Origin of the sequence: Nonomuraea sp. NPDC005692 (assembly GCF_040631115.1) — a bacterium.
In the GTDB taxonomy this organism is placed as follows: Bacteria; Actinomycetota; Actinomycetes; order Streptosporangiales; family Streptosporangiaceae; genus Nonomuraea.
This window is the reverse complement of the sequence record NZ_JBEXYU010000010.1, coordinates 287,658-298,465: the sequence shown is the minus strand read 5'-3', so window position 1 is coordinate 298,465 and position 10,808 is coordinate 287,658. Positions and strand designations below refer to the sequence as shown.

The window sequence follows — 10,808 nt, the reverse complement described above, 5'->3', positions numbered from 1 at the left end:
GCACGATCTGACCCTAGGACTCGAAGTCCGGTCGACGAGAGTGCTCACTCACCAGCGGCTACCAGGCACCGAGTCTGCCAGCGAGGCCGACCCGGTAGGTCCCATTAGTCCATGATGACGATCTGGCGGAGCACCTCGCCGCCGCGCAGGGCCGCGACGGCGTCGTTCAGGTCGCCGAGCCGGATGCGGGCGCTGATCAGCGATTCCAGGTCGAGCTGTCCCGCCTTGTGGAGCTTGGCGAAGTAGGGGAAGTCGTGCCGCACGTCGGCCTCGCCGTACAGGCTGGACAGCAGCTTCTTGCCCTCGAACAGCAGGCTGAAGGCGGAGATGGAGACCATGTCGTCCAGCGCGCCGGCGCCCACCACGATGACGTCGCCGCCCGCCCGCGTGAGCTGCCAGGCGCTCTGGATGGTCGCCGACTTGCCGACGACCTCGAAGCCGTAGTCGAAGCCGCTGCCGCCGGTCAGCTCGTTCAGGGCCTCGGGGACCTGCTCGGGCGTGACCGCGTGCGTCGCGCCGACCTTTCTGGCCAGGGCGTGCTTGGACTCCAGCGGGTCGACGGCGAGGATCGTCCTGGCTCCGGAGACGCGGGCGCCCTGGATGACCGACAGGCCGACGCCGCCGCAGCCGATCACCACGACCGTGGAGCCGGGACGCACCTTGGCGGTGTTGATCGCGGCGCCGACGCCGGTCGTGATGCCGCAGCCGATCAGGGCCGCCGCCTCCCACGACACGTCGTCGTCGATCTTGATCGCGCCCTGCCAGGGCACGATGACCTCCTCGGCCCAGGTGCCGCAGCCCGCCATGCCGAACGCCGTCGCGTTGTCGCCGCCGAAGCGGAAGTTGCCCTTGCTGAAGGACTCGATGACGTACTTCATGCACATGTACGGCTGCCCGCCCACGCACAGGTCGCAGGACTGGCAGGCCGGGCGCCAGCTGATCACGACGTGGTCGCCCGGCGCGACCGAGGTGACGTGCTCGCCCACCTCGACCACCTCGCCCGCCCCCTCGTGGCCCGGGATCAGCGGCACCGGCTGCGGAAGCACGCCGGACATGGCCGACAGGTCCGAGTGGCACACGCCCGTGGCTCTGATCCGTACGCGGACATCGGTCGGCCCGACGGGGGCCAGGGTGATGTCGTCGCGGATGTCCAGCTTGTCGTTGCCTACGGCGTGCAGGATCGCGGCGCGCATGGGGTTCCTCCTCCGGCTACGGCTAGTCCTCTAGCGACAGGGCGGCTTTCGGGCAGGACCTGACCGCGCTGCGGACGCGGTCCTGCATCTCGGGGGGTGGTTCGGGGAGCAGGATGTGCAGCTGGTCGTCGTCGTCCACCTCGAAGACCTCGGGCGCGAGCCCCATGCACACGGCGTTGGCCTCGCAGACCAGTTCGTCGACCTTGACCTTCATGTGAGCCTCCTGTGATCCCATGAGACCACTTTGGTGCGCTCGACGACGTAGGCGATCCGTTTTCTGCCGGTCTGCTCGACATAGGGGGTCAGCAGGTCGTCCGGCACGCCCGGCGTCATCCTGCGCGCGATCATCATGCCGATGTCGAGCACCCGGTCCCGGTCGTCCACCTGCTCGGCGACGCCGTACACGAGGACGCCGCGGAGCTGGTCGTAGTCGTCGCCCGCCTCGACCAAGCAGCTCACCCGCGGGTCGCGGGCCAGGTTGCGTGCCTTCTGCGCCTTGCCGTACGTCCAGAAGGCGATGCGGCCCTCGTCCAGCCCGTAGAACATGGTCACCAGGTGCGGCGTCCCGTCGGGGTTGATGGTCGCGAGCTGGACCTTGCGCGAACCCTCCAGGAACGCTGTGACCTCGTCGTCGGACATCGCGATACGAGCGCGCTGATTCACGTGCCAAGTAGAACAGGTTGCAAAGAAGCACGGCAAGAGGTCCCTGGAATGTTGTTCGGTTCGGCTAGGGTGCATGCCTATGACGATGCCGCCGGAGCTGCTGCAGGCAGCGCAGCACGCCAAGGGATTCATGCCGCCGAAGGAGGGGCTGGCCCTGTTCGAGGCGGCCTGCCGGTACGGCGGCCTGGGGCCGCTCTGCGAGATCGGCACCTACTGCGGCAAGTCGGCGATCTACCTGGGCGCGGCGGCCCGGCACACCGGCTCGGTGGTCGTCACCGTCGACCACCACCGGGGCTCCGAGGAGATCCAGCCCGGCTGGGCCCACCACGACCCGGCCCTGATGGACCCGCGCTTCGGGCAGATGGACTCCCTGCCCTTCTTCCGCGCCGCCATCGCCGCCGCCGGGCTGGAGGACGAGGTGATCGCCGTCGTCGGGCGGTCCGACCGGGTGGCCGCGTTGTGGAACACGCCGCTCGGCATGCTCTTCATCGACGGCGGCCACTCCGAGGAGCCGGTGACCCGCGACTACGAGGGCTGGGCGCCGCACGTCATGGAGGGCGGCGCGCTGGTCTTCCACGACATCTATCCCGACCCGGCCGACGGCGGGCAGGCCCCCTACCGGGTCTACCTGCGGGCCCTTGAGTCGGGCGCCTTCCGCGAGGTGTCGGCCGAGGGCTCGCTGCGCGTGCTCGAACGCGTCGGCCAGGGCGTCTAGCGCCGGTGACGGCGGTTCCACGACCGGCGGGTGTGGGCCTGCCAGCGCTGGAAGTCCTCGTGGGTGTGGGCGTCGTGGCCGAGGGCCAGCAGCGCCTGGTCGGTCCAGGCGGCCGCCTCGTCGGGCGCGGCGTCGGCCAGGATCGGCACGGCCAGCCGCGCGTGGTCCGGCAGCGCCCCCGACCGCAGCCGCGCCGTGACCGCGAAGGCGCAGCCCTGGGCCAGGTGGGCGCGGAAACCGTCGGCGCCGGCGTGCTCGGTCAGCCACCACAGCTCGTCGCTGTCGGCGCCGCCCGTGTACGTGGCCGCGAACCCCACGCCGCTCCACAGGTCGGCCCGCCGGCTCGCCGGGAAGCCCGCGATGCGCGCGCCGACGTCGTCCGGCGAGGCGCAGTCGTGGTACCACAGCAGCCGGCCGAGGCCCTGGTCGAAGACCGCGCAGTGGGCCCGGGTGAGCAGGTCGGGCATGCTCCTGCGGCCCACCATGCGGTCGGCGCGCGACAGGCTCCACTGGAAGCCGAACCCGTCCACGGCCAGCCAGCGCATCAGCGGGTGCGCCCGCCGCGCGCCCCAGACCGGACGCAGCCGCAGCAGCGCGTAGCCGCGTCCGGCGCCGACGTACGCGGCGTGGCGGTGATGCTGGGCGGGGCCGGCCAGTAGCTCGTGAAGGCGCCGGCCCCGGGTCAAGGTGAGCAGGTCGAGGACGGTGCAGGCGGCCGCCGCGCCCTCGTGGCCGAAAGGCCGCTGCTCGGGTGAGAGGTCTTCGATCTTCTCGACTTCCCGCGACATCACCGCGTTGAAGCCGAACACGTACGACTTCTCGGAATCCGTGAAGACTGTCCGGGGAGTCCCGGGGCGCAGCCGGAACCTGCGCAGGCCCAGATCGGACTCCGAAGGATCCTTGGCCAGAAACCTCCGCAGCCCCCTCGCCGGGGACAGTGTCGGCTCGATCCTGACCTGGTCCAAGAACGCTGTTGTGCCCGTGTCGCCCACGCTTCCCCCGAAGACGCCTCCTACGGCCAGACACGAAGCTAGTAACCCCATTGCGCCGTTCACCGGCGGCGCACCGGATGTCCCCGGCAAAGAACCCGCAAAAGCCCTTGCGTCACTTGGCCCCGACTCAAACCCGCCTCTTCAGTGGCCCACAAGCGGGACGTGCGAGAACTACGGACGTTCCCGAACGGACCAGGAGGAGAAGAGATGCCCCCCTACGACCTCGTCATCATCGGCGGCCACCTGATCACCATGGACCCGGCCGTACCCGACGGGCCCGCGACCATCGCCGTACGGGACGGGCTCATCGCGGACGTGCTGCCCGCCGGCGAACGGCCCGAGGCCGCGGCCGTCGTGGACGCGACCGGCGGGATCGTGCTCCCCGGCCTGGTGGACACCCACCGGCACACCTGGCAGTCCGCCACCAGGCACTTCGGCCTGGACTGGAGCCTCATGGACTACGCCGGCGCGGCCTTCGTGCGGCTCGGCCCGGCCATCGGCCCCGAGGACGTGCGCGCCGCCACGCTGCTCGGCGCGCTGGCCGCCCTGGACGCCGGCATCACCACGCTCGTGGACTGGGCCCACATCCAGAACACCCCCGAGCACGCCGACGCCGCCGTGGAGGCGCTGCAGGAGAGCGGCATCCGGGGCGTGTTCGCCTACGGCTGGCCGCAGACCGACCCGATGAGGTGGGTCGTGGACAGCGACGAGCCGCTGCCGGACGACGTCCACCGGGTGCGCGCGGCGCTGCCCGACGACCACGGCCGCGTCACGATGGCGCTGGCCGCCCGCGGCCCCGAGCTGTCCAGGCTCGAAGCGACCAGGCGCGACCTGGAACTGGCCCGCGCGCTCGGCCTGCGCACGACGATGCACCTGAGCAACGCCGGCAGCGTCACCCGGCTGGACGAGCTCGGCCTGCTCGACGAGACCGTCACGCTCGTGCACGCGACCGGCTGCGCCGACGACGAGCTGAAGCGCGCCGCGGACCTGGGCGTGACCGCGAGCGTGTCGCCGCTGATCGAGCAGACCATGCCCGGCCTCGGGACGCCCGCCACCGGACGGCTCAAGGCGGCCGGCGTCGTGGCCGGGCTCAGCGTGGACACCGGGATCGCCACGTCCGGCGACCTGTTCGCGCAGATGCGCGCCGCCCTGGCCCAGCACCGGCAGTCGGGGCGCCCCGAGCCGCTGACCGCCCGCGACGTGCTCGCCATGGCCACCTCCGGCGGCGCCGCCGCGACCGGGACGAGCGAGCGCGCCGGCAGCCTGACGCCCGGCAAGCGGGCCGACGTCATCGTGGTGGCCGCCGACACCGTGGGCCTGGCCCCCGTGGTGGACCCGGCCGCGGCGGTGGTGCTCGCCGCGCACCCCGGTCTCGTCCGCACGGTCCTGGTGGACGGCGAGCCGGTCAAGCGGGACGGCGTGCTGCTCGGCCCGGTACGCAAGGCGCTCGACGCGGCCCGCGACAGCCTGGACCGGCTGCGGCACGCGGCCCCAGAGGTGTTCGGAAGCTGATATTTCCGGCACGGGGGCAATTTCTGGTGATCGTGCGAGAATCCCCGCATGGCGGTGATGTTCCGCGTTCTCGGCCCCTTCTCGGCCTCCCTCGACGACCTCCCGATCGACGTCGGCGGGCCGCGGCCACGGCTGCTGCTGGCCCGCCTCATCATCGCCAGGGGCGCCACCGTCTCGGTCGACGCGCTCCTGGAGAGCCTGTACGACGGCGACCCGCCACCGCGCGCGACGGGAACGCTCCACAGCTACGTCTCGAACCTGCGCCGCCTGCTCGAACCCGGACGCGCGCCGCGCGCCCCCTCGGCCGTCCTGGTCAACCGGCCGCCAGGGTACGCCCTGGGCGCCCACTGGCTGGACGCCGCCGAGTTCACCCGCCTGGCCGGCCTGGGCGCCTACGACGAGGCCCTGCGGCTGTGGCACGGCACGCCGTACGAGGAGTTCGCGGACGTGCCGTGGCTGCGGCCGGAGATCGAACGCCTGGAACAGGCGTGCCTGGACGTGCGCGAGCAGGGCCTGGTCACGGCCGGGCCCGACCCGGCGGCCGTGGCCGAGCTGGAGTCGCTGGCCAGGGCGCATCCGCTGCGCGAGAGCCTGTGGGAGGCCCTGGCCCGCGCCCTGTACCGGCTCGGCCGCCAGGCCGACGCCCTGGACGCCCTGCGCGCCGCCCGCCGCCACCTGGCCGAGGAGCTGGGGCTCGACCCGGGCCACGGCATCCAGCGGCTGGAGTCGATGATCCTCACGCAGGACGCCGCCCTGGGCGAGGTGGTCACCCGCCCGGTCGTGGAGCTGACGCGGCCGGTCCGGACGGCGGAGCCGGACCGGGTGGTCGTGGGACGATCCGGCCAGCTCGCCCGGCTGGCGCTGCTGGCCGCCGACGTGGCGGGCGGCCGTACCCGGCTGGCGGTGTTGTCCGGGGAGCCGGGCATCGGGAAGACGTGGCTGGCCGAGGAGTTCGCGCGCGGGCGCGAGGCGGACGGCTGGCTCGTGGCCTGGGGGCACTGTCATGAGATGTCAGGCGCGCCGCCGCTGTGGCCGTGGCAGCAGATCGTCCGCGACCTGGCCGCCCGCGTGCCGCCCGAGGCCGCCGTGTCCGGCGCGCTCGGGCGGCTGCTCGACGACGCCGCGCCCGAGGAGCACGCCGAGGCGGGCGAGGCCAGGTTCCGGCTGCACCGCGCCGTGGTCGGCTACCTCGCCGCGCTGGCGGCCGACCGGCCGCTGCTCGTGCTGCTCGACGACCTGCAATGGGCCGACGCGGCCTCGCTCGGCCTGCTCGCCGACCTCGCCCGGCTCCAGCACGGCCGGGTCGCCGTGCTCATCACCGTGCGCTCGGGCGAGGGCACCGGCGCCATGTACGACGCGCTCGCCATGGTCGCCCGCGCCGGCGCGCTGCGGCTGCCGCTGGCCGGACTCGACGCCGCGGCCGTGGCCGAGCTGTCCGGCCTGGACGCCGCCCACGCCGGCGCGCTGGCCGAGCGGACCAAGGGCAACCCGCTGTTCGTCCGCGAGACTCTGCGCCTGGCCGCCGACGAAGGGCTGCCGCGGGCGCTCAGCGCGGTTCCCGAAGGGCTCGCCGACGTGCTGCGGCAGCGGTCGCGGCGGCTGTCCGAGCCCTACCGGGCGGTACTGGAGGTGGCGGCGGTGGCGGGCGAGGCCACCGACGCCCTGCTGCTGGCCGAGGCCCTGGACACGGCCGGCCGCACCCCCCGGGCCGGCGAACCGGCCGCGGACGGCGGCGTGCGGCTGGTCGAGGAGGCGGTGGCGGCGGCGGTCGGGCTGAGGTTGCTGGACGAGGAGCACGCCTTCGCCCACGACCTGGTCAGGGAGACGTGCTACGCCGACCTGCCCGCCGGACGCAGGACCGAGCTGCACCTGGCCGTGCTCAGGGCGCTCGAACGCCGTCCGGCCGCCGACCTGACCGCGCTGGCCGCGCACGCCCTGGCCGCGGGCCCGGCGGCAGCCGCCGACGCCGTACGGTGGGCCACGGCGGCGGCCGGGCAGGCGTCCGGGCGGCACGCGTACGACGACGCCGTGACCTGGTGGCGGTGGGCCGCCGAGACCCACGGACGGCTGCCCGGCGCCGACCCGGTCCGCCACGTGGAGCTGCTGCTCAGCCTGGTACGGGCCCAGCTCGACGCCGGGGACGGCTACGGCGCCCGCGAGACGCGCGGCCACGCCGTGCGCGCCGCCGACAGGACCGGCGATCCCGAGCTCGCCGCCCGCGCGCTGACCAGCCTGGAAGCCCCCGGTCTGTGGAAGTTCCACACCTACGGCGACGTGGAGCTGGACGTGGTCGAGCGCATCGAGACCACCCTCGACCGGCTTCCGGAAGGCGACTCCGAGCTGCGCTGCCGCCTGCTGGGCTGCCTGGGCATGGAACGCTACGACGGTTCGGCGGACCCGCGCTGCGACACCGCCACCGCCGAGGCCCTGGCGATGGCCCGCAGGCTCACCGCGAACGGCGCGGGACGGCGGCTGCTGGCGATCACCCTGAACGCCCGCTACCAGGGGATCCAGCTCCCCGAACGCATGCACGAGCTGGACGGCATCGCCACCGAGCTGACCGGCCTCGGCCTGCTCGGTTTCGAACTGCTCGGCCGGCTCATCCAGGAACGCACCCGCCTGGAGCTGTACGACGTGCGCGGCGCGGACGAGGCCGCCCACCGGGCCGGCCTGCTGATCGAACGGCTCGACCTGCCCTGGCCGCGCTTCCAGCACCTGCTCTACCTCGGCTCGCGGCGGCTCGTCGAGGGCGACGTGGCGGGGGCGGAGGAGGCGTACACCACGGCGGCCGAGGCGGGGGAGCGGCTGAACCTGTGGCACACGCGGTCGGCGCTGGCCTCGGTGCTGGTGGCCGTGGACCTGTTCGCCGGGCGGCCGGTCGAGGAGGACCTGATCGAGCGGTTCTCGCCGTTCCCGGGGCACCGGCAGCTCGTCCGCGTCCTGTCGGCGGTGTACGCCGGGGAGCCGCCGGTCATGCGGGAGCCCTGGCACGCGATGCCGCGCGACTTCGGCGAGCTGCCCTCGCTCTGCTACACCGGCCTGGCCAGGCGGGCGATGGGCGACGCGGCGGGATGCCGGCAGATCTACCGGCGGCTGCTGCCGTACGAGGACCGCCTGGCGATCGGGCAGGCCACCTTCCCCACCGGGCCGGTCGGCTACTTCCTCGGCCTGCTGGCCGAGGACCGGGACGCCCGCCGCGCCCACTTCGACCGGGCCGCCGCGCGCTGTGCGGGAGCCGGGCTGACGTGGTGGGCGGAGCGCGTCTCAAGTACGCGTTGAGTCGCCCTGAAGAGGTGGGGCCGATCGTGGGAGCATGACCACAGACACCATCCGCAACGGCCCCGACCTCGTGCTGTTCCTGGCCTTCCACCGCGCGCTGCGCCGCGACTTCGGCCGCCTGGCCGACGCGCTCGACCGCTGCCCACCCGGCGACGGGAGCCGCAGGGCGCTCATCGACGAGCACACCGCGATGCAGCTTCGCGCGCTGCACCACCACCACTCCGACGAGGACGCCAACATCTGGCCCCTGCTGCGCTCGCTGGCCCCGGAGGCCACCGAGGTCCTGGACCGGCTGGAGTCCGACCACCAGGAGATGGACGAGGTGATCGAACGGCTCACCGGCCCCCGCCGCCCGCCCGCCGAGCAGGCCGCCGACCTGCGCGCGCTGCACACGCTGCTCAACGCCCACCTCGACCTGGAGGAATCGCGGATCGTCCCGCTGATCCGCGCGCACGTCAGCCCCGAGTGGTGGGAGGAGGCGGGCAAGGCGGTCAGCAGGAGCCATGGGCGCGAGCTGCCCATGGTCGCCGCCTGGACCCTCGACGCGGCCGACGAGGAGCAGCGCGCCCACATCTTCGCGACCGCGCCGCTGCCGCTGCGGGTGCTGTACCGGCTGAGCTGGCGGCGGGCGTACGAGCGGCGCTGCGCGCAGGTCTTCGGATGACCCGCCTCCGGGTTGCTCTCCGGGTCAGCCCGGGGGCGCCGACCTGAAGGACTGACGCTCCACGCACCCGCACGCCTCCGGATCGGACACCGACGTGCCCGCGATGTCGCGGAACAGCCCGGAACCGGGGGACAGGCGCTGCAACGCGTCCGCGGCGAGGATGGCCGCGGCCGCGGTGTAGCCGGAGCGCTCGTGCGGGAAGTGCTTGCGGTTGACGAACTGCCAGCCGGTCCAGTACGAGCCGTCCTCGTGCCGCAGGTGCTGCACGTCGGCGAAGAGCGCGGCGGCCCGCGTGCGGTCGCCCATGGCGTCCAGGGCCAGCACCAGCTCGCACGTCTCGGCCCCGGTCACCCACGGCTGGTCGGACACGCACCGGATGCCGAGCCCCGGCACCACGAACGTGGACCACTCGCGCTCCAGCAGCTCGAACGCCTGCCGTCCGCGCACCGCGCCGCCCAGCACCGGGTAGTACCAGTCCATCGAGAACCGGCTCTTGTCGGCGAACGCCTCCGGGTGCGCCGACAACACGTGGGCCAGCCGGTCGGCGGCCAGCTCCCAGTGCGGCTGCGGGTCGCCCAGGTGGTCGGCGAGCAGCACGCCGCAGCGCAGGCCCTGGTGGATCGAGGAGCAGCCGGTCAGCAGCGCGTACGCCGCCGCCCGGCCGTGGGCGTCCCGCTCCCAGACGATCTCGCCCCGCTCGCTCTGCAGGCCCACCACGTAGTCGAGCGCGGCCTTGACCATGGGCCAGTGGCGCTCGGCGTGCTCGCGGTCGCCGGTGACGAGATGGTGGTGCCAGACGCCGGCGGCGACGTAGGCGGCGTGGTTGGACTCGCCGCCCGCCTCGGTGGCCACGCCGTCCAGCAGCTTCATCGGCCAGGAGCCGTCGGCGCGCTGGTGGCGGGCCAGCCACTCCCAGCCGCGCCGCACCGGCTCGGCCAGCCCGGCCACGCACATGCCCATCAGGCACTCGACGTGGTTCCACGCGTCCACGTGCCCCTCGGGCCAGGGCACGCCGCCGTCGTCCTGCTGGATGGCCGCGATGCTGAGGGCCGTGCGGACGACCTCCTCGCGGGAGATCATGGCTTCTTGACGTAGAGGACCACGCTCTTGCCGATGAGCGGGTTGAGCAGCGCCTCGGCGATCCTGGTGGCGGCCGGGCGCTTCATGATGTCCCACACCAGCAGCTCGTGGTACGCCTTGGCGACCGGGTGGTCGTCGTTGTTGACGCCCACCGCGCACTTGATCCACCAGTAGGGCGCGTGCAGGCCGTGGGCGTGGTGGTGCGGGCCGATCTCGAAGCCGACGGACTTGAGCTTGGCCGACAGCTCGGCCAGCGTGTAGATCCGCACGTGGCCGCCGGGGGCGGTGTGGTAGTCCTCGTCCAGGGCCCAGCAGATGCGCTCGGGCAGGAAGCTCGGCACGGTGATCGCCGCGGTGCCGCCCGGCTTGAGCACGCGGAAGATCTCCCGCATGGCGGTCATGTCGTCGGGGATGTGCTCCAGCACCTCGGCCGCGATGACGCGGTCGAAGCCGCCGTCCTCGAACGGCATGTCCAGCGCCGTGCCCTGGACGGTGTCGCCGGTCGCGCCCAGCGGTACCTCGCCCGCCTTGTCCATCGCCACGAACATGGCCGCCACGTTGTCCAGCTCGGCCTGGTCCATGTCGAAGGCGACGACGTCGGCGCCCTGGCGCAGCACCTCGAAGGCGTGCCTGCCGCCGCCGCAGCCCAGGTCGAGCACGCGCACGCCGGGGCCCACGGGGAGCCGGTCGAAGTCCACGGTCAGCACTTT

10 protein-coding genes are annotated in these 10,808 nt (G+C 73.4%); 4 read left to right on the top strand and 6 right to left on the bottom strand.

Features of this window, described 5'->3' with window-relative positions; all coding sequences use genetic code 11:
• Nucleotides 1–104 precede the first annotated feature (104 nt).
• Genes ABZ459_RS23110 through ABZ459_RS23100 form a run of 3 tightly spaced genes read right to left on the bottom strand, consistent with a single transcriptional unit; the run spans nt 105 to nt 1,856 of the window.
• Nucleotides 105–1,193: a Zn-dependent alcohol dehydrogenase gene (locus tag ABZ459_RS23110; RefSeq protein ID WP_357973504.1), complete on the bottom strand. Its 1,089-nt coding sequence runs from the start codon at nt 1,191–1,193 to the stop codon at nt 105–107.
• Nucleotides 1,194–1,215: 22 nt separating this feature from the next.
• Nucleotides 1,216–1,407, bottom strand: coding sequence for a ferredoxin (locus ABZ459_RS23105; RefSeq protein WP_352324009.1), 192 nt, complete (start codon nt 1,405–1,407; stop codon nt 1,216–1,218).
• Nucleotides 1,404–1,856, bottom strand: a complete 453-nt coding sequence (locus ABZ459_RS23100; RefSeq protein WP_357973501.1) for a pyridoxamine 5'-phosphate oxidase family protein — start codon at nt 1,854–1,856, stop codon at nt 1,404–1,406. The genes ABZ459_RS23105 and ABZ459_RS23100 overlap by 4 nt, the downstream gene beginning before the upstream one ends.
• Before the next feature lie 85 nt (nt 1,857–1,941).
• Here ABZ459_RS23100 and ABZ459_RS23095 point away from each other — a divergent pair, with 85 nt between their 5' ends.
• Nucleotides 1,942–2,571: a class I SAM-dependent methyltransferase gene (locus ABZ459_RS23095; protein WP_357973523.1), complete on the top strand. Its 630-nt coding sequence runs from the start codon at nt 1,942–1,944 to the stop codon at nt 2,569–2,571.
• Here the strand turns inward: ABZ459_RS23095 and ABZ459_RS23090 are convergent.
• Complete coding sequence (locus tag ABZ459_RS23090) at nt 2,568–3,614, bottom strand: DUF1702 family protein (protein ID WP_357973498.1); 1,047 nt, start codon at nt 3,612–3,614, stop codon at nt 2,568–2,570. The two genes, ABZ459_RS23095 and ABZ459_RS23090, sit on opposite strands and share 4 nt — an antisense overlap.
• A 156-nt stretch (nt 3,615–3,770) precedes the next feature.
• On the opposite strand from ABZ459_RS23090, the gene ABZ459_RS23085 reads away from it, so the two are divergent.
• Genes ABZ459_RS23085 through ABZ459_RS23075 form a run of 3 tightly spaced genes read left to right on the top strand, consistent with a single transcriptional unit; the run spans nt 3,771 to nt 9,018 of the window.
• Entirely contained in the window at nt 3,771–5,075 is a 1,305-nt protein-coding gene (locus ABZ459_RS23085) for an amidohydrolase family protein (RefSeq protein WP_357973495.1), read from the top strand.
• A gap of 48 nt (nt 5,076–5,123) precedes the next feature.
• Nucleotides 5,124–8,354 (top strand): BTAD domain-containing putative transcriptional regulator, encoded by a 3,231-nt coding sequence (locus ABZ459_RS23080; protein ID WP_357973492.1) that lies wholly within the window; start codon nt 5,124–5,126, stop codon nt 8,352–8,354.
• A gap of 34 nt (nt 8,355–8,388) precedes the next feature.
• Nucleotides 8,389–9,018, top strand: a complete 630-nt coding sequence (locus tag ABZ459_RS23075) for a hemerythrin domain-containing protein (protein ID WP_357973489.1) — start codon at nt 8,389–8,391, stop codon at nt 9,016–9,018.
• A 24-nt stretch (nt 9,019–9,042) separates the two neighbouring features.
• Here the strand turns inward: ABZ459_RS23075 and ABZ459_RS23070 are convergent, their stop codons facing one another.
• Both ABZ459_RS23070 and ABZ459_RS23065 read right to left on the bottom strand, forming a co-directional pair.
• Nucleotides 9,043–10,098 (bottom strand): prenyltransferase, encoded by a 1,056-nt coding sequence (locus tag ABZ459_RS23070; RefSeq protein ID WP_357973486.1) that lies wholly within the window; start codon nt 10,096–10,098, stop codon nt 9,043–9,045.
• Nucleotides 10,095–10,805 carry a methyltransferase domain-containing protein gene (locus tag ABZ459_RS23065; RefSeq protein WP_357973483.1) on the bottom strand — a complete coding sequence of 237 codons (711 nt, stop codon included), beginning with the start codon at nt 10,803–10,805 and terminating at the stop codon, nt 10,095–10,097. The genes ABZ459_RS23070 and ABZ459_RS23065 overlap by 4 nt, the downstream gene beginning before the upstream one ends.
• Nucleotides 10,806–10,808: the final 3 nt, after the last annotated feature.

What these genes read in the sequence shown, in the direction of transcription:
- ABZ459_RS23095 (WP_357973523.1), top strand. Translation starts at nt 1,942, where the DNA reads ATGCCGCCGGAGCTGCTGCAGGCAGCGCAGCACGCCAAGGGATTCATG.
- ABZ459_RS23110 (WP_357973504.1), bottom strand. Translation starts at nt 1,193, where the DNA reads ATGCGCGCCGCGATCCTGCACGCCGTAGGCAACGACAAGCTGGACATC.
- ABZ459_RS23090 (WP_357973498.1), bottom strand. Translation starts at nt 3,614, where the DNA reads ATGGGGTTACTAGCTTCGTGTCTGGCCGTAGGAGGCGTCTTCGGGGGA.
- ABZ459_RS23070 (WP_357973486.1), bottom strand. Translation starts at nt 10,098, where the DNA reads ATGATCTCCCGCGAGGAGGTCGTCCGCACGGCCCTCAGCATCGCGGCC.
- ABZ459_RS23105 (WP_352324009.1), bottom strand. Translation starts at nt 1,407, where the DNA reads ATGAAGGTCAAGGTCGACGAACTGGTCTGCGAGGCCAACGCCGTGTGC.
- ABZ459_RS23085 (WP_357973495.1), top strand. Translation starts at nt 3,771, where the DNA reads ATGCCCCCCTACGACCTCGTCATCATCGGCGGCCACCTGATCACCATG.
- ABZ459_RS23080 (WP_357973492.1), top strand. Translation starts at nt 5,124, where the DNA reads ATGGCGGTGATGTTCCGCGTTCTCGGCCCCTTCTCGGCCTCCCTCGAC.
- ABZ459_RS23075 (WP_357973489.1), top strand. Translation starts at nt 8,389, where the DNA reads ATGACCACAGACACCATCCGCAACGGCCCCGACCTCGTGCTGTTCCTG.